At 63.1% G+C, this 22,087-nt stretch carries 16 protein-coding genes; 9 read left to right on the top strand and 7 right to left on the bottom strand.

What is annotated here, in order from left to right; all coding sequences use genetic code 11:
• Nucleotides 1-10 precede the first annotated feature (10 nt).
• From HH213_RS20100 to HH213_RS20080, 5 genes are read left to right on the top strand one after another with little or no spacing between them, the layout of a single operon-like run.
• Nucleotides 11-673, top strand: coding sequence for an ABC transporter ATP-binding protein (locus HH213_RS20100; protein ID WP_110849884.1), 663 nt, complete (start codon nucleotides 11-13; stop codon nucleotides 671-673).
• A gap of 9 nt (nucleotides 674-682) precedes the next feature.
• Complete coding sequence (locus HH213_RS20095) at nucleotides 683-1,924, top strand: ABC transporter permease (protein ID WP_169113409.1); 1,242 nt, start codon at nucleotides 683-685, stop codon at nucleotides 1,922-1,924.
• 47 nt (nucleotides 1,925-1,971) lie between these two features.
• Nucleotides 1,972-3,120, top strand: a complete 1,149-nt coding sequence (locus tag HH213_RS20090) for an ABC transporter permease (RefSeq protein ID WP_229263076.1) — start codon at nucleotides 1,972-1,974, stop codon at nucleotides 3,118-3,120.
• 3 nt (nucleotides 3,121-3,123) lie between these two features.
• Nucleotides 3,124-4,530, top strand: coding sequence for a sigma-54-dependent transcriptional regulator (locus tag HH213_RS20085; RefSeq protein WP_169113407.1), 1,407 nt, complete (start codon nucleotides 3,124-3,126; stop codon nucleotides 4,528-4,530).
• Nucleotides 4,527-5,864, top strand: a complete 1,338-nt coding sequence (locus HH213_RS20080) for a sensor histidine kinase (protein WP_169113406.1) — start codon at nucleotides 4,527-4,529, stop codon at nucleotides 5,862-5,864. Before HH213_RS20085 ends, HH213_RS20080 begins: the two co-directional genes overlap by 4 nt.
• 4 nt (nucleotides 5,865-5,868) lie before the next feature.
• Here HH213_RS20080 and HH213_RS20075 read toward each other — a convergent pair whose 3' ends face one another.
• Nucleotides 5,869-7,599, bottom strand: a complete 1,731-nt coding sequence (locus HH213_RS20075; RefSeq protein WP_229263075.1) for a methyl-accepting chemotaxis protein — start codon at nucleotides 7,597-7,599, stop codon at nucleotides 5,869-5,871.
• 200 nt (nucleotides 7,600-7,799) lie between these two features.
• On the opposite strand from HH213_RS20075, the gene HH213_RS20070 reads away from it, so the two are divergent.
• Nucleotides 7,800-9,200, top strand: a complete 1,401-nt coding sequence (locus tag HH213_RS20070; protein WP_169113405.1) for an L-cystine transporter — start codon at nucleotides 7,800-7,802, stop codon at nucleotides 9,198-9,200.
• A 140-nt stretch (nucleotides 9,201-9,340) separates the two neighbouring features.
• Here HH213_RS20070 and HH213_RS20065 read toward each other — a convergent pair whose 3' ends face one another.
• The 4 genes from HH213_RS20065 to HH213_RS20050 form a co-directional block, all read right to left on the bottom strand.
• A complete protein-coding gene (locus tag HH213_RS20065; RefSeq protein ID WP_169113404.1) occupies nucleotides 9,341-10,762 on the bottom strand; it encodes an OmpP1/FadL family transporter in 1,422 nt (473 codons plus the stop codon).
• 207 nt (nucleotides 10,763-10,969) lie between these two features.
• The gene (locus tag HH213_RS20060) at nucleotides 10,970-14,203 is read right to left on the bottom strand and encodes an efflux RND transporter permease subunit (RefSeq protein WP_110849891.1); all 3,234 of its coding nucleotides are present in this window, start codon (nucleotides 14,201-14,203) and stop codon (nucleotides 10,970-10,972) included.
• 14 nt (nucleotides 14,204-14,217) lie between these two features.
• Nucleotides 14,218-15,384 carry an efflux RND transporter periplasmic adaptor subunit gene (locus HH213_RS20055; protein ID WP_110849892.1) on the bottom strand — a complete coding sequence of 389 codons (1,167 nt, stop codon included), beginning with the start codon at nucleotides 15,382-15,384 and terminating at the stop codon, nucleotides 14,218-14,220.
• A gap of 214 nt (nucleotides 15,385-15,598) precedes the next feature.
• Nucleotides 15,599-16,021: a divergent PAP2 family protein gene (locus HH213_RS20050; RefSeq protein WP_110849893.1), complete on the bottom strand. Its 423-nt coding sequence runs from the start codon at nucleotides 16,019-16,021 to the stop codon at nucleotides 15,599-15,601.
• 106 nt (nucleotides 16,022-16,127) lie between these two features.
• On the opposite strand from HH213_RS20050, the gene HH213_RS20045 reads away from it, so the two are divergent.
• The 3 genes from HH213_RS20045 (at nucleotide 16,128) to HH213_RS20035 (ending at nucleotide 18,642) form a co-directional block, all read left to right on the top strand.
• Nucleotides 16,128-17,186, top strand: a complete 1,059-nt coding sequence (locus HH213_RS20045) for a DUF475 domain-containing protein (RefSeq protein WP_169113403.1) — start codon at nucleotides 16,128-16,130, stop codon at nucleotides 17,184-17,186.
• Between the two features lie 34 nt (nucleotides 17,187-17,220).
• The gene (locus tag HH213_RS20040; RefSeq protein WP_110849895.1) at nucleotides 17,221-17,592 is read left to right on the top strand and encodes a DUF8785 domain-containing protein; all 372 of its coding nucleotides are present in this window, start codon (nucleotides 17,221-17,223) and stop codon (nucleotides 17,590-17,592) included.
• A 93-nt stretch (nucleotides 17,593-17,685) separates the two neighbouring features.
• Nucleotides 17,686-18,642, top strand: a complete 957-nt coding sequence (locus HH213_RS20035) for a hypothetical protein (RefSeq protein WP_169113402.1) — start codon at nucleotides 17,686-17,688, stop codon at nucleotides 18,640-18,642.
• Nucleotides 18,643-18,653: 11 nt separating this feature from the next.
• Here the strand turns inward: HH213_RS20035 and HH213_RS20030 are convergent, their stop codons facing one another.
• Together HH213_RS20030 and HH213_RS20025 are read right to left on the bottom strand one after the other, a co-directional pair.
• Nucleotides 18,654-20,945: a coiled-coil domain-containing protein gene (locus tag HH213_RS20030; protein WP_169113401.1), complete on the bottom strand. Its 2,292-nt coding sequence runs from the start codon at nucleotides 20,943-20,945 to the stop codon at nucleotides 18,654-18,656.
• A gap of 103 nt (nucleotides 20,946-21,048) precedes the next feature.
• Nucleotides 21,049-22,050 (bottom strand): serine/threonine protein kinase, encoded by a 1,002-nt coding sequence (locus tag HH213_RS20025; protein WP_169113400.1) that lies wholly within the window; start codon nucleotides 22,048-22,050, stop codon nucleotides 21,049-21,051.
• Nucleotides 22,051-22,087: the final 37 nt, after the last annotated feature.

Genomic DNA, 22,087 nt, shown 5'->3' with positions numbered 1-22,087 from the left:
GAGGGAAAACATGATACGCCTGAACAAAGTCAGCAAAACCTACCAGACCGACAAAGTTGAAACGCTGGCGCTGAAAGACATCGACCTGCACGTCGGCAAAGCCGAATTCGTCAGCATCATGGGACCGAGCGGCTGCGGCAAGAGCACGCTGCTCAACCTGATCGGCCTGCTCGACAAACCGGGCAGCGGCGCCATCGAGGTGGGCGGCACGCCGGTGGCCTCATACAAGGACAAGTACGTGGCCAAGCTGCGCAACAGCACCTTCGGCTTCATCTTCCAGAGCTTCCACCTGATTAACGACCTGCGCGTGATCGACAACGTGGAGCTGCCGCTGCTGTACCGCGCGATGTCGGCCAAGAAGCGCCAGCGGCTGGCGCGCGAGGCACTGGAAAAGGTCGGCCTCGGCGCCCGCATGGATCACTATCCGAACCAGCTGTCCGGCGGCCAGCAGCAGCGCGTGGCGATCGCGCGCGCGATTGTCGGGCAGCCGCAGGTGCTGCTGGCCGACGAGCCGACCGGTAACCTGGACAGCAAGATGGGCCAGGAAGTGATGGACATCCTGCTCAAGCTGCACAGCGAAGGCACCACCATCGTCATGGTCACCCACAACGAGCAGGAGGCGAAAATGGCCTCGCGCATCGTGCGCGTGTTCGACGGCCAACTGGTCGCGTAAGGGGCGTTCATGTTCAGAAATTATCTGCTGACCGCATGGAAAGTCTTCATGCGCCGCAAGCTGTTCACCGCCATCAACCTGCTGTGCATCGTGCTGACGCTGATGGTGCTGCTGGTAGCCACCGCCCTGCTGCAAAATACCTTCTATCCGACCGGCGTGGAAGGCAAGAGCGACCGCTTCGTGCAAATGGTCATGATGCAATCGTCACATACCGGCAAGGGCGGCACCCGTCGCGGCACACTCGGCTACAAGCTGGTCGACAAATACCTGAAGCCGCTGAAAAACGCCGAACTGGTGTCGGTGACAAGCAGCATTCCCAGCAGCGTGTCGGTCTATCAGGACGGCCGGATCAGCAGCCTCGACATGCGCCTGACCGATGCCGAATATTGGAAGATCCTCGACTTCACCGTGCTGCAAGGCCGGGTCATCAATGACGACGATGTGGCGCAAGGCCGCATGGTGGCGGTGCTGAACGAATCGACCGCGCGCAAGCTGTTTCCTGGCCAGACCTACCTGGGCCAGAAGTTCAGCGCCAATGGCCAGATCTTCACCGTGATCGGCGTGGTGCGCGATGAAATGCACATGAACGCTTATTCCGACATCTGGACGCCAATCAGCGCCCAGCCATCGAGCGACTACAAGAACAGCCTGTTCGGCCAGTATGGCGCACTGATGATGGCGCGCTCGCCGGACGAGCTGCCGGCGCTGAAGAAAGAGATCATGGCGGTCGCCAAGACCGTGCAGTACGATGATCCGAACGCTTTCAACGTCACCAAATTCTGGGGCGACTCCAAGCTGCAACTGTTCTCACGGATGCTGTTGAGCAGCGAGGACGAGGACGGCGGCACCAGCAAGCTGATCGGCGGCGTCATTGTGCTGATGCTGCTGTTCATGGCGCTGCCTGCGCTCAACCTGATCAACCTCAACGTCGGCCGCATCATGGAGCGCAGCAGCGAGATCGGCGTGCGCAAGGCATTCGGCGCCACCAGCCGCCAGCTGGTGGCGCAGCTGGTGCTAGAAAATGTGCTGCTGTGCCTGATCGGCGGCGCCATCGGCCTGCTGTGTGCGGCAGGCGTGCTGTGGTGGCTGGAGGGCTCGGGCCTGATTCCCTACCTCACAGTCCACCTGAACTTTGCCGTATTCGGTTACGGTCTGCTGATTACGCTGGTGTTCGGCGTGCTGTCGGGCGTGATCCCGGCCTGGAAAATGTCGCGCCTGGACCCGGTCCATGCGCTGAAAGGAACCGCATAATGTTGCGCCATCTGCTAAAACTGATTTGGAAACGCAAGTCCCGCAACATGATGCTCAGCCTGGAGATCCTGCTGGCCTTCCTGGTGGTGTTCGCGATCGCCGCCTTCGGCCTGCGCTACCACCAACTGTACCAGCTGCCGACGGGCCACAACTGGCGCAACCAATGGTCGGTCAACATCCGCACGGCCAGCGACATTGCCAACGATGCGGCCGTCTTCGACAGCCTGAAGCGCGCACTGCTCGACCTGCCGGAGGTCGAGTCGGTGGCCTTCGCCAAATTCGGGACCTATGAAATGTCGCGCTGGACCGGCGAATACACGCTGCCCGACGGCAGCAATAAGCTCAATATCGACGGACTGGCGGTCAGCGACGACTATTTCCAGACCATGGACATGACAGCGTCCGCTGGCCACTGGTTCTCCAAGGCCGATGACGGCGCCGCCGCTACACCGGTCGTGATCAATCGCCGCCTGGCCGACAAGCTGTTCCCCGGCAAGGAGGCGGTGGGCCAGCTGTATATCGAACACACCCACGACAAGAGCACGCCGGAGCGCTTCCGCGTGGCAGCGGTGGTGGAGCAGTTCCGCTCGCACGGCGAATTGATGGACCCGGTCTACTTCATGCTGCAACGCTATGTGCCGGGTGTGGGCAAGGAAGCGGCCTACAACATCATGCTCAAGCTAAAGCCCGGTACGCCGCGCATGTTCGAGGCCAGGCTCAACGCCAAACTGAAGCAGGTGCGCAGCGACTGGAACTATGTGATTACGCCGCAGTCCGAAGCGCGCCGGTCGATGCTCAAATCGCAGATGATCCCGCTGATCATTCTGGGCGTAATCGCCGCCTTCCTGCTGGTGATGGTGGCCTTCGGCCTGTTCGGTGTGCTGTGGCAAAACACCACGCAGCGCATTCCGGAAATCGGCCTGCGTCGCGCCTTGGGCGCCAGCGCCGGCCGCATCTACCAGCAAATCATCGCCGAGCAATTGCTGCTGAGCTCGGGCGCGATGCTGATCGCGCTGGTGCTGCTGGTGCAGCTGCCGCTGACCGGCGTGTTCGGCGACAGCCTCAACTGGCAGGTGTTCGTGATGGCGGCGGCGCTATCGGCCGCTGTGATCTATCTGCTATCCTTGCTATGTTCGCTGTATCCCGGCTGGCGCGCCGCGCGCCTGAGTCCGACGCAAGCGCTGCACTATGAATAAATAATGGACTCTACTCGCAAGCAACGCATTCTCATTGTCGACGACGACAGCGCGGTACAGGTATCGCTAGCCCTGGTGCTCAAGCAGCAGGGCTACGAAGCCCTGTGCGCCGACGGCCCCAGGCAGGCGCTGGCGCTGTTAGAACAACAGCCGGTGGACCTGGTGCTGCAAGACATGAACTTCTCGCTGCAAACCAGCGGCGAGGAAGGCTTGCAGCTGCTGGCCGACATCCGCGCCATGCAGCCGGCGCCGCCGGTATTGCTGATGACGGCCTGGGGCTCGATCGCGCTGGCGGTACGCGGCATGCAGGCGGGCGCCGCCAACTTCTTCACCAAGCCATGGGACAACACCCAGCTCGCCGAGCTGATCCGCACCACGCTGGAGGCGGCCGCACCTGCTCCGGCCGGCAACGCCTCGCGTCAGGCGCTCGATGCGCAGTTCGATTTCAGTGGCATTGTCGGCGAACATCCGCGCCTGCTGAAGGTGCTGACCACCATCGGCCAGGTGGCCAACACGCGCGCGCCGGTGCTGATTCTCGGCGAAAGCGGCTGCGGCAAGGAGCTGATTGCCGACGCCATCCACCGCAACAGTCCGCGCACCGGCAAGCCCATCACCAAGATCAATATGGGGGCGATCACGCCAACGCTGTTTGAAAGCGAAATGTTCGGCCACGTGCGCGGCGCCTTTACCGATGCCCGCAGCGACCGCAAGGGCCATATCGCAAGCGCGCACGAGGGCACGCTATTCCTCGATGAAATCGGCGAACTGAATCGCTCGGACCAGGTCAAGCTGCTGCGCGTGCTGCAAGATCAGACCTATCAGCCGGTCGGCGCCAGCCGCAGCGAGAAGGCCGATGTGCGCATCGTGTCGGCCACCAACCGCGAACTGGCGGAACTGGTGGCCAGCGGCGAGTTTCGCGAGGATTTGTTCTACCGGCTCAACCTGATCACCATCCGCCTGCCGCCGTTGCGCGAACGCCGCAGCGATATTCCACTGCTGGCGCGACACATCATCGGCGAGGTAGCGGCCAGCTATGGCCTGCCGACCACCACGCTGGCGCCGCAGGCGCTGGAATGGCTCAGCGCGCAGCCGTGGCCAGGCAATATCCGCCAGTTGAAGCAGACGCTGGAACGCACGCTGCTGCTGGTCGGCAGCAGCGAGTTGCGGCAGGCCGACTTTGTCGCCGCTGAGCAGCACGAACATGGCGGCGCGCTTGGCACGCAACGGCTGGGTGTGGATGGCATGACGCTGGAACAGGTGGAGCGGCACATGATCGTGCATGCGCTGGAGCAGCATCACGGCAATATCTCGCGCGTGGCCAAGGCGCTGGGTTTGAGCCGCACGGCGCTGTACCGCCGGCTCGAACGGCATGGTCTCGGCAGCGTGCCGGATAGCGAAGCGCTGCCATGAGCCTGCGTTGGCGCTTGTACGCCTATCTGGTCGGCGCGCATCTGCTATTTCTGGCGATCACGGTGGTGCTGTTCCGCACGCAGCCGCCGTTGATGCTGGGGCTGGAAATGCTGGTGTTGCTCAGCCTGGGGCTAGGCGTGTGGCTGCTGCGCCGCGCGCTGGAGCCGCTGGGCTATACGCGCCACTTCCACGATCTGCTGCAAGACCAGCATTATGCCGCCCGCTTGCAGCTCAGCAGCGACAAGGAGTTGAACGAACTGGTGCAGCTGTTTAACACCATGTTGGGCCGGCTGTATCAGGAGCGCTTGCAGATCGGCGAGCAACAAGGCTTTCTCGACCGGCTGCTGGAGGCGACGCCGAGCGCGGTGATCGTGTTCGATTTCGACGGCCGCATCAGCTTGCTCAATGCCAGCGCGCACGCCTTGCGCGGGCTGGGCGACGCCAAAGGTAAAACGCTGGCCGCTTGCGCGCTGGAGATTGATGAGGCCGGCGTCGGCCTGCTGGCGCAGCTGGACGCGCTGCCGCTGGGCGATTCGCAACTGCTGACCGATGCCGACGGCCGCCGTTATCGCGGCCAGCGCGGGCAGTTCTACGATCGCGGTTTCTCGCGCCACTTTCTGCTGGTCGAGGAATTGACCGAGGAGCTGGAGAGTTCGGAAAAAGCCACCTATGAAAAATTGATCCGCGTGCTGGCGCATGAGGTCAACAACACCGTGGCGGCCACTGGCTCGGTGCTCGATTCGTTGCTGTACTACCGCAGCCAGTTGGCCGAGCGGGACAGCGAGGATTTCAGCACCGCGATTCTGGCGGTGCAGCGGCGCAATGCCAGCCTGGGCGAGTTCATCGAACGCTTCACGCGGGTGGTCAAGATGCCGGCGCCGGAGCTGCGTCCAGCCGCTGTGCGCGACATCATGGACGACATTCTGTACCTGTATCGTGAACAGTGCCGCAGCCGTGGCATCACCATCGCCTGGCAGCGATGCGACGAGGTGCCGGCCATCGCCATGGATCGACATCTGATGGAGCAAGCGCTACTCAATGTGGTGAAGAATGCGATGGAGGCCGTTGAGGCCGGCGCCGGTGAGAATCGTCGCATCGACTTCGTGCTGGCGCAGGATGCCGGCCGTGTGCGGCTATCGGTGATCGACAGCGGCAACCTGCTGGGCGATGTGCCGGCGCGGCAGTTGTTCACGCCGTTCTTCACGACCAAGAAAGGCGGACAAGGTATTGGCCTGCTGTTCGTGCGCGAAGTGCTGAACCGGCACGGCTACGCCTACCGCCTGGCCGCCACCAACGACGGCGCGACCAGTTTCGACATCTGGCTGACCGCCTAACCGATCAGAACTCTTCCCAATCCCCCTCACCGCCGGCGCTGCTGGTCACGCGCTTCTGCGATTTGGCCGGCGCGCTGATGGCTGGCGCCGGACGGGCCGCAGCGGGCTTGGCCGACTTGGCGATCGCCAGCCTGGCTGCCGACGGTTTGGCGACCGGCGCTGGCTTGGCCACACGCTGATGGCCATCCAGCTGGAACACGCTCACCACGCGCTCCAGATTGGCCGCCTGCTGCTGCATGGCCTCGGCCGCAGCGGCAGCCTCCTCCACCAGCGCCGCATTCTGCTGCGTCACCGTATCCATCTCGCTAACCGCCTGATTGATCTGCTCAATGCCCGCGCTCTGCTCATCGCCGGCGGTGGAAATCTCGGCCATGATATCGGTCACGCGCTGCACGCTCGACACCACCTCCGCCATGGTCTGTCCAGCCTGCTCAACCAGCTTGCTGCCGACTTCCACCTTCTCCACCGAATTGCCGATCAACTCCTTGATCTCCTTGGCCGCGGCAGCCGAACGCTGCGCCAGCGTCCGCACCTCCGACGCCACCACCGCAAAACCACGTCCCTGCTCGCCGGCGCGGGCCGCCTCCACGGCCGCATTCAATGCCAGAATATTGGTCTGGAACGCAATCCCGTCAATCACCGCGATAATGTCGACGATCTTGCGCGACGAATCGTTAATCGCACCCATGGTATTGACCACCTGCGACACCACCGCCCCGCCCTGCACCGCCACCGCCGATGCCGATTGCGCCAGCTGATTGGCCTGGCGCGCATTATCGTTATTCGCCCGCACCGCGCTGGTCAGTTCCTCCATCGACGACGCCGTCTCTTCCAGCGAACTGGCCTGCTGCTCCGTGCGCGCCGACAAATCCTGGTTGCCGCTGGCGATCTGCGACGACGCCGATGCAATCGTCTCGGTCCCGACGCGCACCTCGGCGACGATCTCGGCCAGCGCATCGCGCATCTTCTTCATGGCGTGCAGCATGCTGTGGTTATCGTTGCTCTGCGTATCGACCACCACGGTCAAATCGCCGGCGGCAATCCGGCCGGCAATCGACGCCGCATAATCGGGTTCGCCGCCGAGCTGACGCAGCAGACCGCGCGCGATACGAATCGACGCCACCACGCCGACCACAATCGCCAGCCCGCTTAGCACCAGCATCAGCATGCGGGCGCGCTGATACGCAGCGGAGGCCTCCGCCGCATCGGCCTGGTTGGTGGCTTTTTGCAGGGCCGCATATTCATCCATGGCTTCCTGCCAGCTCTGCGTCGCCGGACCAGCCTGTTTCATCAGGATTTGCGTGGCCTCATCGTCTTTGTTGGCCAGCGCCAGCTCGAACACCTGATCATTGAACGGCCGCGCAATTTTTTGCAGGCCGAGAATGCGTTCGCGGATGGCGATGCCCTTGGGCGTAGCCGACATCTTGCCCAGCTGATCCTGCGCAGCGTTGTAAGCGGCCCGCGCCTTGGTTACCTTCTCCAGCTCGATGCGAATATCGGCTTGCGACGTCAGCAGCACCACCGAGCGCGATATGCGCGCAACAATGTGCACCGATTCCGACATCTCATTTACTAGTTCGGTCTTGACGGCGTTTTCATTGACGATGCGATCCAGCTTGGCATGGATCGTGCTCATATTGAACACACCCAGCACTGCCACCATTAGCAGCAACACCAGCACCAGCCCAAATCCCAGGCCTAGCCGGGTACCAACTTTCATGTTTGCGATAGCCATACGCTGTACTCCGCTATTATTGATAAAGAAATTGTACGCCTACAATCTTCGTGTAGTTTTATTTAATTGCCGAGAGAAAATAATTTACAACACTCTATAGATGAATTTTGCATACTTATATAGCCAAATATTCGCTAAACAGTTTAAGCGGACATATAAAATGCACGATCGGTTACAAACATTGTAGTAAGGAATAAGCCATGGCGATAAATGTGATCCTCAACCTGCTGGCGGCGCTGGCGCTGATCGGCCTGTTGTATGCGCAACAGCGCAAGCACGGTTCCTTTTCGGTGCGCGTGTTCACCGGCATGGGGCTGGGCGTCGTACTGGGTGCGGCGCTGCAAGCGATCTACGGAGCCGGCTCGGCCGAACTGAAGACAACCAGCGACTACCTCGACATTGTCGGCAGCGGCTATGTCAAACTGCTGCAGATGATCATCATGCCGTTGATCATGGTATCGATCATCTCCGCCATCCTCAAGCTAAAAGGCATCAACTCGCTGGGCAAGATCAGCGCGCTCACCATCGGCACGCTGATGATCACCACGCTGATCGCCGCCAGCATCGGCATCCTGATGGCCAAGGTATTCCACCTGAGCGCGGTCGGCCTGACCGCTTCGGCGGCCGACATCGCGCGCGGCGTCTACCTGCAAGGCAAGGTCGAGACGGCGCAGGCGATTTCGCTGCCGAGCATGTTGCTGAGCTTCATCCCGGCCAATCCCTTCCTCGACATGACCGGCGGCCGCAAGACCTCCACCATTGCGGTGGTGATCTTCTCGGTGTTCATCGGCATCGCCGCCACCGGCATCCATGACAAGAAACCGGACATCTTCGCCTCGTTCGAGCGCTTTGTGCAGGTGGCGCACGCCATCGTCATGCGCATCGTGACGCTGGTGCTGCGCCTGACGCCGTACGGCGTGTTCGCGCTGATGGCGCAGGTGGTCTCGACCTCCAGCTACGCCGATATCCTGCACCTGATCGACTTCGTGCTGGCGTCGTACAGCGCGCTGTTGCTGATGTTCGTGGTGCACCTGCTGATCGTTTCCGGCCTGGGCCTGAATCCGCTGCGCTGGACCAAAAAAATCCTGCCGCTGCTGACCTTCGCTTTCACCTCGCGCAGCAGCGCCGGCGCGATTCCGATGAGCGTACAGACCCAGAGCCAGCGCCTGGGTACGCCGGAAGGCATCGCCAACTTCGCCGCCTCGTTCGGCGCCACCATCGGCCAGAACGGCTGTGCCGGCATCTACCCGGCCATGTTGGCGGTGATGATTGCGCCGACCGTCGGCATCGATCCGTTCACCCTCAGCTTTATCGCCCCGCTGCTGGCGATCATCACGATTGGTTCGGTCGGCGTGGCCGGCGTCGGCGGCGGCGCCACCTTTGCGGCGCTGATCGTGCTATCGTCGATGAACCTGCCGGTGGCGCTGGCCGGCCTGCTGATTTCGATCGAGCCGCTGATCGACATGGGCCGCACCGCGCTCAACGTCAGCGGCTCGGTCACCGCCGGCGCGGTTGCCAGCCGGGTGATGGGCGAAACCGACATCGCGGTGTTCAACAGCGACGCCGAACCCGCCATCGACAGCGACCGCAAGGCCGCCTGATGCCCCCGAGACGAAAGGGTCAGACCCCATATGGGGTCTGACCCTGGCCGCAGCGGTGTGCGGGTTGCGCCGATGCCGTCCGCAGTACAGGCAATAAAAAAGGGCCCGCAGGCCCTTTTTGCTCTTACCCCGTCCTGAAATCAGAATTTGTAGTTGTACGACAGACCGATCAGCGACAGGTGAGTCTGATACACGCCACGGGTGGTTTCGCCGTTGCCGGTGCAGGTGGTGGCCAGCGGGTTGCACTGGTTGGTGTAATTGATGTTGGCGTCCTTGAAGTCCAGGAAGCTGTACGCCAGATCGATCGAGGAACGTGGGCTCAGCTTCCAGTTGGCGCCGATCGAATACTGCATGCGGTCGCTGTCCGGCAGCGCTGGGTGGGTCAGCTCGGCGTTCTGCACCGGCGACTGATCATGCGCGATACCGCCGCGCAGGGTCAGGTTTTCGTTGTACGCATAGTTCGCGCCCAGCGACACGCGCACGGTGTTTTTCCAATTCTGGCGAATCACTTCCGCGCCTTCGGTGGTGCCAGGGAACTGGATGTCCAGGTCGCCCAGGCGGTTGTGACGGCTGAAGGTGACGTCGGCCATGCCGGCCCACTGCGAGTTGAACTGATGGAAGGCGTTGACCGACAAGGTCTCCGGCGTGCGCAGCGACACCAGCGCAGCCGAGTTAGCCTTGTGCGACGCTGCCTGCAGCACCTGGTTGACGATCGGATCGGTGGTTACTTTCGAGAAGTCCCACACGGTGCTGCCGCGCAGCTGGTGCGAGACCGACGAACGGTAAGCCAGGCCGAAACGGGTGTTTTGATCCAGCGTGTACATATAGCCCAGGTTGAAGCCCCAGCCCCAGTCCTTGCCATCGTTGGAACCGTGCGCATCGCCCGCCGTGCGCAGCAGCGCCGGGTTGCCGCCCAGGGCAGCGATCTGACGGATCAGCACGGCGCCTTGTGCGGCGCCGGCGCCGCTCGACAGTGCGGCGATCGAGCCTGGCACGTCCACCGCCTGGCCCAGCTCGGCCTTCATGAATTCCGCGTCGATGCCGAAGCCGAACGCGTGGTGTTCGTTCATTTTCCACGACACCGATGGATTCAGCGTCACCGACTCCAGCTTGATGTTGGACAGCGCGTAGCGGCCGCTCCAGGTGTTGCCGTAGTCCAGCTTGGCGCCGTACGGTACGAACAAGCCCATGCCCACGGCCCACTGGTCGTTGAGCTTCTTGCTGATGTACAGCGATGGCGCGGTGACCGCGTTCGGCGCGTAATCGTTGGCCGGGGTGCCGTTGGTCGGCGCGCCGGTGAAGTGGGTCGAACCGCTGTCGTTGTAGGTCGAGTGCGGCACCACGACGGTGGCGCCGACGCTGATCTGGGTACCGTCCAGGCGGCTCAAGCCGGCCGGGTTGTAGAAGATGGTCGAGGCATCGGCCGCTTCGGCGCCGTTGGCGTCCGCCGTGCCTTGGCCGGCCACGCTCTGCGAACCAAAACGGTAACCAGACGCGTTGGCGCCCACGGAAATGGCGCTCAGGGCGGCAGCGATGATCAGGGGAAGATATTTGGGTTGCATAGCAGTCTCGCTTTATGAATGGTTTTTTTGTCCCGTAGCCTTTTGGTACGGGAAGGCCAGCAGCATACTACATAAATAAAACAATTAAAAAGGCAAGACGTTAGAGTGTGAGTACTAATTAAAACCTTGAAACCGAGCAGTTGCTCTGCACCCAGGACGTAAAAAAGGGCCCGCAGGCCCTTTCTTGTGATTAAGTGATAATTACACTTAGGCAATCTTTCGTTCGGCTTCCGCTGGTGGCGCCGGCGGATTTTTATCCTTGCCGAACACCTTGCGCACCGCCCACATGATCGAGCGGAACACGAAGCGCAGCAGCACCAGGAACAACAAGAACTCGATCACGATCGACAGCACCGCCAGAATCATGCCGAAACGCTCGGCGCGGCGATGCAGCTTGACGATGGCGCTGTCTTTCTTGATCTCGATACTGTCATAGAAGGTCGGCACCATCAGCAGCGTCAGCAAGGTCGAGGTGATCGTGCCGCCGATGATCGCAATCGCCATCGGACGATAGAACTCACCGCCCTCGCCCAGCCCCAGCGCCACCGGGAACATGCCGGCGATCAGCGCGAAGGTGGTCATCAGGATCGGACGCAGACGCATGCGGCCCGCATACATCAGCGAATCCTCGCGGCTGAAGCCCTCTTCCTGGCGCTTGCGCGCCGCGTCCAGCAACAGGATGGCGTTCTTCGCCACCAGGCCCATCAGCATGATGACACCAATCAGGCTCATCAGGTTAATGGTGCTGTTGGTGGCCAGCAGGCCCAGCACCACGCCGATCAGCGACAGCGGCAGCGACAACATCACCGCCACCGGCGCCGTGAAGGAACCGAACTGCATGACCAGGATCAGATACATCAGGCCGATACCGGCGATCAGGGCAATACCCATGGCGCCGAACACTTCCTGCATGTCCTTGCCGGCGCCGCCCAGCGCCAGGCCGTAGCCCGGCGGGAAATCGATATCCTTGACCAGCTTCATGGCGTCGGTGGTCACCTCGCCCGGCGAACGGCCTTCGACGTTGGCGGTCACGGTAATCACGCGCTTGCCATCCTTGTGCTTGATGGTGGACGGGCCTTTGCCCATCGTCACTTCAGCGATCTGGTCCAGCGGCACCATCTGATTGGTGCCCACCACCGAAATCGGCAGGCGCTCGATGTTCTCGGCGCTGGTGCGGTCTTCCGGCGCCAGGCGCACGGCCACGTCGCGCGACTCGCCGGTCGGATCGACCCAGTCGCCCACCTCGATACCGGCAAACGCCACCCGCAGCGCTTGCGCCGCATCGCCGGTGGCGATGCCCATCGAGTTGGCCAGTCCCCGGTTCAGCACGATTTGCAGCTCGTCCTTCGGATCCATCTCGGACAGGCCGACATCGACCGCACCGGGCACCCGGCGCAGGCGGTCCATGAAGCCGTTGGTGATTTCCATCAGCTTGCGCGAGTCGGCGCCGGTAAATTCAATCTGCACCGGCTTGCGGGCGCCGTTGCTCAAGTCGTCCAGCACCGTGTATTCGGCGCCGACCAGCCCGGCCAGTTTCTCGCGCAATTCCTTGGCCACCTCGATCGCGCCGCGTTTGCGCTCGGTCTTCTTGCCGATGTCGACATAGATGCGGCCGCCGCTGAGGTTGACGTAGCTATTGGTTTCCTTGGTTTCCTTGATGCCGCGCGCGATCACCGCCGCCTTTTCCAGCTTCAGGCGCGAGTATTCCAGCGACGACGACGACGGCGTGCGCACATCGATCGCGATCGTGCCCCAGTCGGACGCCGGCACGAAGCTGGCGCCGCCAAACTTGACCTGCAGGCCGATCGCCGCCACGAAAGTGGCCAGCGCAATGATGCCCATCGCGCGGCGGTGGTGCAGCGCCCATTCGATCACATTGCCGTAGCGGTTGGCCTGATGGTCGAACCAGTGATTGAACTTGGCGAAGTATTTCTCGATGCCACGGCGCGGTGCATCGTGGTGGTTAGGCGGATCGCCCCAGAAGGCCGACAGCATCGGGTCGAGCGTGAACGAAATCACCAGCGACACCGCCACCGAGCAGGTCACGGTCAGCGCGAACGGGCGGAACCATTCACCGGTAATGCCCGGCATAAAGGCCACCGGAATGAACACCGCCATGATCGAGAAGGTGGTGGCGGCCACCGCCATGCCGATCTCGGCCGTGCCCTTCAGCGCGGCGGTGCGGCGGTCGGCGCCCAGCTGCATGTGACGGACGATGTTTTCCCGCACCACGATGGCGTCATCGATCAGCACGCCGATCGCCAGCGACAGGCCCAGCAGCGTCATGAAGTTCAGCGTGAAGCCGCACAGCCAGACGCCGATGAAGGCCGCCAGCACCGAGGTCGGCAGCGACAGCGCGGTGATCAGCGTCGAGCGCCACGAGTTCAGGAAGGCGTACACCACGAAAATGGTCAGGCCGGCGCCGAACACCAGCGATTCGATCACGTTGTTCAGGCTGCTCTCGGCGTTTTCGCCGTCGTCCTCGGTCACTTCCAGCTTGGTGCCGGCTGGCATTTCCTTCTGCATTTCCACCGACATGGCGCGGATTTTCTTGGCCACCGTCACGGTCGAGGCATCGCGCGAACGGGTCACGGAAATACCGACGTTCGGTTTGCCGGAACGCACGCTCAGGCTGTTGACTTCGGCAAAGCCGTCTTCAATCGTCGCCACCTGCGCCAGGCGCACCAGCTCGTCGCCATTGCGCTTGACCACTACCTGCTGGAACTCTTCCGGACGCTCGATGCGGCCGACCAGGCGGATGCTCTTCTCGTCCAGCTCGCCACGTACCTTGCCGACCGGTGCGTTGGCGTTCTGGTTGCGCAGCGCGTTGACCACGTCGCCCACCGAGACATTGTATTCGCGCAGCTTCTCAGCCTTCAGCAGCACGCTCAGCTCGCGCTTCAGCGAACCGTCGATATTCACCGAGGCGACGCCGTCGATACTGCGGAAGCGGTCGGCCAGCTTGTCTTCGGCCAGGCGCGAAATCTCCGCGTGGGTCTGCGAGCTGGACGACAGCGCCAGCTGCATCACCGGCTGCGCCGACGGATCGATGCGCTGCAGAATCGGCTCGCGCATCTCGGTCGGCAGCTTGTAGCGTACCGCCGCGATGGCGTTGCGGATCTCGTCCGAGGCCTCGATTAGGCTCTTGGTGAAGGTAAACTTGATCAGGATCTGGGCCGAACCTTCGGCCGCCGTACTGTTAATCTCGGTGACCCCGGTGATCGAGTTCAGCGATTTTTCCACGCGGTTGATGATCTCGCGCTCGACCGTTTCCGGCGACGCGCCCGGATACGGAATCGCCACCACGATGAACGGCACTTCGACGTCCGGGTTCTGGTTGACCCGCAGCTTGCTCAGGGCCATCAGGCCCAGGCACATCATCGCGACGATCAGCACGATCGTGGCGATGGGTTTCTTGACACTAAAATCTGAAAGGAACATGGCGATTTATCCTGTTATTTTTCCGACACTTTTGGCGTCGAGGCCGATGCCACCGCCTTCGGCGTGCTCAGTTCGACTTTCTGGCCATCCTTGAAGCCGGACGCCGGTACGCGCACCACCATGTCGCCCGACTGCAGGCCGCTCAACACCTGCCAGCGGCCGGTGCGTTCGTCACGGGTGCCGATGCTCAGCGGCACCTTGGCCAGCGCGCCATTCTTGATGCGCCACACATAATTGCTGTCGCCGGCCTGGACCAGCGCCGACGGCGGGATCATCAGCGACGAGGTGGTCTGCGCTTCGACCCGGCCTTCGGCATATAGGCCGGCCACGCCGGGACGCACATTGTCGGCAAAATCCACCAGCACTTCGACCTGGCGGGTCACCGAATTGGCGGCCGGATCGACGCGCTTGACCTTGCCGTTGAATTGTTTATCGGGATAACCGTTGACGCGGAACAGCACTGGCTGGCCCAGCTTGACCACGCCGATCTTGTCGGCCGACACCATGCCCTCGAAGCGCATGCTGGACGGGTCGATCACCTTGATCAGTTCCTTGCCGACCTGGGCGGTGTCGCCGCTGGACACCTTGCGTTCGCTGACGATGCCGTCAAACGGTGCGCGCACCACGGTGCGGGTCAGCTGCTGGCGCGCCGACACCGACCGCGACTTGGCGGCCGCCACGTCGCTCTGGGCGTTGTTGCGGCGCACTTCGGCGTCTTCCAGCGCGGTGGTCGAGACCATGCCGGACGCCAGCAGGGTTTTCTGGCGCTCGTACATGCGCTGGGTCTGGGCCAGCGTCTGCTCGGCGGCGCGGGTGGCTTCGTCGGCCGAGGTCAGGCCGTCGCGGATCGAAGTCTCGTCCAGGCGCAGCAGCACATCGCCCTTTTTGACGGCCTCGCCGTTTTCCTTCAGCACCTGCAGCACGATGGCGCCCACTTCGGCGCGCAGGTCGGCGCGGCGCTCGGGCTGGATCGAGCCGGTAATGACCGGGCCGGACGCCAGCGCGTCCGACTCGATGGTCAATGTATCTTCCGGCGACATCAGCAAGGTCACTTTTTTCTCGTCTTTCGCTGCGGTTGCCGAGGCGGACGCGCTGGCGCCTTTCTCGGGCTCCTTGGCTGATTTGCCGCACGCCACCAGGGCGGAGGCAATGGCGAGAGCGAACAGGGTTTTACGCAACATAAAGTTCTCCGAGATTTATTAAGTGCTTCTTAAAAATTTAGCCAGACTACAGGGCACGGAGTATCCGCGACCGACGTTATCAGGTCAATCATAGTGCGATGGACGGCAGAATTTGTGGCTGAAATGCCGAATACGGGGATGAACGGTAAAGCCGGGAAGGGAAAAGTGTCCGCTTTGGCGGACAGGCCGGACAGAGCGTCCGGCCGGAGGGGAATCAGCCGCGGCCGAAAATCGCGTGGACGATATGGCCGATGGCGATGCCGGTGCACAGGCCGCCGGCGATTTCCACCAACGTATGGCCCATGCGCTCGCGCAGCCACTTGTGCTTGTCGTTGCCTTCGGCCAGGCGGTTGATGGCGGCGGCCTGCTTGCCGACGTGCTGGCGCAGGCTGTTGGCGTCAATGATGACAATAAAGCACAGCGTGACGGCGACGCCGAAGGCCGGGTGGCCGATGCCCTCTCGCAACGCGATCAGGGTCGCCATGCTGGATACCACCGCGCTGTGATTGCTCGGAAAACCGCCGTTACCGACCAGGTTGAACGCCCATTTGCGTGCTTTGACACTATTAATCAGGAACTTGATCGGCCCCACCGTGACCCAGGTAATCAGCGGCGTGACGAGGTAAGCGATGTCCATCGTTAAATCCTTAACATTTTTGTGGCGACATTATGGCAGATGGCAACCCAGCGACGGAAGCAAGTAATATAAAATCCCCCTTGCTCTCATTTCAATAAAGATAACCATGCAACACTTCAGAATCTCGTTCCTCGTCACCTTCGTCCTCATGGCGCTGTCCGGCTGGTGGGGTTACAACCACGGTGGCGTCAACGGACTGGTGCAGGCGCTGTGGATCACCGCCGTGCTGGGCATCATGGAAGTGTCGCTGTCGTTCGACAACGCCGTGGTCAACGCCTCGGTGTTGCGCCACTGGAACGAATTCTGGCGCAAGCTGTTCCTGACGGTCGGGATTGTGGTCGCCGTGTTCGGCATGCGGCTGATCTTCCCGCTGCTGATCGTCTCCATGGCCACCGGCCTGGGCCTGCTGGAAGTGTGGCATATGGCCACCACCACGCCCGAGTTGTACTCAAAGTACCTGACCGGCGCCCATGCCGAAGTGGCGGCCTTCGGCGGCGCCTTCCTGCTGCTGGTGTTCCTCAACTTCCTGTTCGACGACCAAAAAGAATTGCACTGGCTGGGCTGGATCGAGGAAAAACTCGGCCAGCACGGTACCGAAAGCCTGGCGGTGCTGCTGGCGCTGGCCGCAGTGTTTGCCTGCGTGTCGCTGGTGGCGGACGCCGAGCAGTACAAGGTGCTGACGGCGGGCGTGGTGGGCGTCATCGTCTACCTGGCGGTCGGCTGGATCAGTTCGTTGCTGGAAGAAGACCCGCCGGAAGATGACGACGACGTCACCGAAGCTGGCGTCGCACCGATCGTTGCGGCTGTGGCCAAGGGCAGCATCGGCGGCTTTTTATACCTGGAAGTGCTGGACGCCTCGTTCAGCTTCGACGGCGTGATCGGCGCCTTCGCCATCACCACCGACGTCGTCGTCATCATGCTGGGGCTGGCCATTGGCGCCATGTTCGTGCGGTCGCTGACGGTGTTTTTGGTGCACAAAGGTACGCTGGACGAATACGTCTACCTGGAGCATGGCGCGCATTACGCGATCGGCATCCTGGCGCTGATCATGCTGGCCAGCGTCAAATACCATATTCCAGAGTGGTTTACCGGCCTGTCCGGCGTGGCGTTTATCGCGGTGTCGCTGTGGTCGTCGGTGCGCTACAAGCGCCAGAACGCCGCGTGATACCATCCCGTTCATTGCATAACCCAGGCTCACCATGACCACATCCAAACGCGTAATCCTGACCTTCATCGGCCTGCTGGCCGCCGCAGCACTGCTGATGGCCGCCTACACCTGGGCCATGCTGCACATCTCGTACTCGGACGGCGAGCGCGCCGGCTACCTGCAAAAATTCTCCACCCGCGGCTGGGTGTGCAAGACCTGGGAAGGCGAAATCCTGCTGACCTCGATGCCGGGTGCGATTCCGGAAAAGTTTGAATTCAGCGTGCGCGACCCGCAAGTGGCCAAGGAACTGACCAACGCCACTGGCAAGCGCGTCATCCTCAGCTACGCCCAGCACAAAGGCGTTCCGACCCAGTGCTTCGGCGAAACCGAGTATTACATTACCAAGGTCGGCGTGCAGCCATAACACAAAAGCAAGACTGCCATTTTGCGCTACTGTCAGACGGCATTTTTTGATTTCCGGTAAACTCGGCCTTTTGCCGGACATCAATTAAATTCTATGCAACGCATTCTATTAGGCGCTGTGGCGCTGGCGGCCGCGGCGATTGCGCCGGCCCAGGAACTGACCGGCTACGCCGGCACACTGCGCGTCAAAGAAGCCGACGAGCAAACCTTCAGCGCCGGCGCCTCCTACACCCACCCCGTCAACGAACACCTGGCGCTGAGCGTGCTCTATCTGAACGAAGGCCACCCGACCGACCACCACCGCGACGGCGTGGCTGGCCAGGTGTGGGTCCGGACCGGTCCCAACCAGCCAGGCTGGAGTTTTGGCGCCGGCGCCGGCCAGTACTTCTACTTCGACACCAGCCAGTTGCACAGCGACAGCACCACCAAGTACACCAACGACCACGGCTGGGCCCCCATCTACAGCCTGCAAGCGACCTACCACTACGCGGACAGCCGCTGGTACAACCAGGTGCAGATCAACCGCATTTCGCCGTCTGGCAAAGACGCGACCACCTCGGTGTTGCTGGGCGTGGGCTACCAGTTCAACGGCGTCAAGGGCGACAAACTGCATCTGGAAGGCGGCCCGACCACGGACGAAGCGCTTACCCTGATGGCCGGCCAGGGCATTAACAACAGCCTGAGTTCGGAGACCTCCGCCATTGCGGCGCTGGAATACCGGCGCGCGGTCGGCCGATATGTAGACTGGACGGTTACTGCCATCACCGAAGGCAACACCCCGCAGAGCAAGCGCAACGGCGTCGCCACGCAGCTGTGGCTGATCCGTTCGCTGAATCAGAAAGTCGAGTTGGGCATGGGGGCTGGTCCCTACTTCAACGCCAAGGTGCCGGATGCCGATGGGCAGCGTTCACACAAGGCGGGGCTGGTCAGCATTGGCGGGCGCTACCACCTGGCCAAACGCGTGGTGGCGCAAGCCTCATGGAACCGCGTGGTCACCGACTACCACCGCGACGCCGACCTCTTCCTGATCGGCCTCGGCTACAGCTTCTAAACTCCGGAGTTTTAGCGGGCGCGCCAGACGGCTTTGCCGGCTTCGGCTGGCTGGTTCTGGCGGGCCGCTTCCTTGCGGGCGCGGACGTCGTCCAGCGTGGTGATGTTGTTTTCTTCCGCCGTCACTTTGGCCTGCACCGACGCCAACACTTTTTGCGCGGCGCCCAGGCGGCGGGTTTCCAGTTCCAGCAATTGTTGTTTGGCGGCGGTCATCGCGGCCGTGGTGTCGGCGACTTTGCGTTGCATGGCGGCGTGCGCCTGCGCGGTCGCCAGCAGCGCTTGCTGGGCGGCAGCTTTGTCGGCAACGGCTTGCGTCGCTTCCTGCTCGGCCTGCTCGCGCTGCTGCATGGCTTGCGCTTCAGCCTGGGCTTCGTCGGCGCGCTGACGGGCGCTGGCGGCGATGTTCTTCTCCGCTTCCAGGCGGCTGGCGATGGCTTGCGAAGCGCGTACTTCGGACGCGGCGGTGACACGCTGCTGCGTCAGCTTCTGGTCGATCAGCGCCAGCGATTTGCGCTCAGCTTCGATGAATGCACGTTCGGCAATCAGCAGTTCTTCCGCCTTGACGGCTTTTTCCTGTTCCACGCGGGCGCGTTCGGCGTGCACCGCACCCAGCTCTACCGCCAGTCGCGCTTGTGCTGCCAGCGCTTGCGCAGAGATGGCTTTCTGTTCGGCTTCGGCCGACACTTGCGCCGCCAGCACGCGCGACGCTTCGGCTTGCTGCTCGGCGGCGGCGGCCAGGCGTTGCTCGGCTTCCTGCTGCTGACGCAGCGCTTCGGTTTGCGCGCGCTCGGCGGCCACGCGCTGTTGCGCGGCGTCGGTGGCGCGTTGTTCAGCGTCCAGTTTGGCGTTCAGCGCGACGATGGCCTGCTGTTCGGTGGCGGCGCGCTCCTGCTCTGCCTGCAGCAGCGCGGCGGCGCGGCCGGCACGTTCGGTGGCCAGCGCGTTCGCGGCGTTCTGCGCTTCGACGTGTTGCGCCAGCGTGGCGATTTCCGCCTGCTCGGCGGCGTTCTGGCTAGCGGCCAGCTCGGTGGCGGCGCGTGCCAGAGCGGCCCGTTCGATGGCCAGCTCGGCGGCGCGCTGTTGTTCCAGGCTGTCGGCGCGGGCGGCGTCGGCGGCGGCAGCGTCGGCGGCCTGGCGCTGTTTGGCCTGATCCAGTGCGGCGCTTTCCGCTTCGACCTTGGTCAGCGTGGCCAGTTCGGCATCCTCTTCGGCCTGCGCGCGGGCCAGTGCCACGGCGCGCAGCTGGTTGTCGACTTCGAGGCGCGCTTCGGTGGCGGCCAGGATGCGGGCGTCGGCTTCGCGCCGTGCTTGCGCGCTGGCGGCGGCCACCGCTTCCATGCGCTCGCGGTGGATGGCGGTGTCGCGGATTTCTTTCTCGGTTTGCAGGCGCAGGCGCAGCGATTGCGCGGCGCTGTGCTCGGATTCGGCCTTGGCCTGGGCGATTTGTTCGCGCTCCTGCTCCAGGTGCGCCAGCGCGCGGGCTTCTTCCAGCGCACGCGCTTCGGCGGCCGAGCGCTTGTAGGCGGCTTCCAGCGCGATCTTGTCGGCGCGTTCGCGCTGCTTGGTCAGTTCCAGTGCTTCGGCTTCGGCTTCGGCCAGTTGCTGGGCGGTCTGGCGGGCGCCGGCGGCGTGGCGTTCGCGTTCGCGCGCCAGCGTGGCGACGCGGGCGTCGGCCGAGGCGATGCCGACCACTTCTTCCTTGGCGGCCTGGACGGCGGCGACGCGTTCGGCCGCCTGCAGGCGGGCCTGTTCGGTCTGCTCTTGCAATTCGGCGGCGGCGCGCGCGGCCTGCTGCGCCAGTTCGGCGTCGGTGGCGATTTGTTCGTGCGCGCGCTTGCGGTTTTCTTCTTCGGCGCGGGTGCGTTCTTCAGCCGCCAGGCGAATCAGGTTGTCGGCTTCGGCCCGCGCGCGCAGGCCGGCGGTTTCCTGCTTGACGGCGTCCAGCCGGGCCACGCTGGCCTGGGCGGCGGCGCGCATCGATTCCAGCCGTTCCTGGTTGGCGCTGATCGCCGCTTCCGAGGCCTGGGCATTTTGCAGCGCCACGGCGGCGGCGGCGGCGTCGATGGCGGCGCGGTCTTCGGCCAGCGCGCGGGCGCGGGATTCGGCGTGGGCGCGGCTCTCGGCGGCGCAGGCGGCCTTGGCTTCGGCTTCGACCCGGGCGATGGCTTCCTGGATGGCTTTCATTTCCATCGCGGCGCGCGGCAACTGGGCCGGAACAGCGCTGTCGTCTGCAGACACGCTGGCCATCGGCAATGGCAGCAGGGTGGCGTCGTCGCGTTCTTGTTTGACCAGTTGTGCTTGCATGAGAGTCTCGCTGAGAGGATTTTCCGAGCTCTCATTATCACGGACCCATCAGGCTAGCCGAGCCGTAAGAAGAGGCGGAAACACCCGCCTATTCTCGGATTGGTCAGATCGCCAGCGGCGGCTCGTCCATCAGCGCGACCTGCTCGCGCAGCTCCAGGATGCGGTCCTGCCAGTAGCGCTGGGTGTTGAACCAAGGAAATGCCTGCGGGAAGGCCGGATCATCCCAGCGCCGCGCCAGCCAGGCCGAGTAATGGATCAGGCGCAGGGTGCGCAGCGCTTCGACCAGGTGCATCTGGCGCGGGTTGAAGTCGCCGAAATCCTCGTAGCCGGCCAGGATATCGCTCATCTGGCGCACCTGCTCGGCCCGCTCGCCGGACAGCATCATCCACAGATCCTGGATCGCCGGCCCCATGCGGGCGTCGTCGAAGTCGACAAAGTGCGGGCCGGCGTCGGTCCACAACACGTTGCCGCCGTGGCAATCGCCGTGCAGGCGCAACTGCGGCAGTTCGCCGGCGCGATCATAGGCACGACGCACGCCGTCCAGCGCCTGCTGGGAAATCGCGGCGTACGACGCCTTCAGGTCCAGCGGAATGAAATCATTGTCCTGCAAGAATGCGCACGGCTCGGTGCCGAAGGTGTCGATGTCCAGCGCCGGCCGGTGGGCGAACGGTCGTACGGCGCCGATCGCGTGGATGCGGCCGATGTAGCGGCCGGTCCACTCCAGCACCGCCGGGTCGCCCAGTTCCGGCGCGCGGCCGCCGTGGCGGGTGAACACGGAAAAGCGGAAGCCGGCATGAAGGTGCAGCGTGGTGCCATGCAGCGCCAGCGGCGGCACTGCTGGAATTTCGGCGTCCGCCAGCTCCTGGGTGAACGCGTGTTCTTCGAGGATGGCGTCGTCGCTCCAGCGCCGGGGCCGGTAAAACTTGACCACCAGCGGCTTGTCGTCTTCGATGCCGACCTGGTAGACGCGGTTTTCATAGCTGTTGAGCGCCAGCAGGCGGCCGTCGCCGCGCAGGCCGATGCTGTCGAGGGCGTCAAGCACGCAGTCCGGGCTTAACAAGGAATAAGGGTGAGAATGGGAGGCGGATTCGGTCATAAGCGCCATTGTACGGGGCGCGGCGTGTATACTGTCTGCTTACCCC

It is taken from the genome of Duganella dendranthematis (assembly GCF_012849375.1).
GTDB classification, from domain to species: Bacteria; Pseudomonadota; Gammaproteobacteria; order Burkholderiales; family Burkholderiaceae_D; genus Rugamonas; species Rugamonas dendranthematis.
The sequence above is the reverse complement of the archived record's forward strand: the minus strand, read 5'-3'. Positions and strand labels throughout refer to the sequence as shown.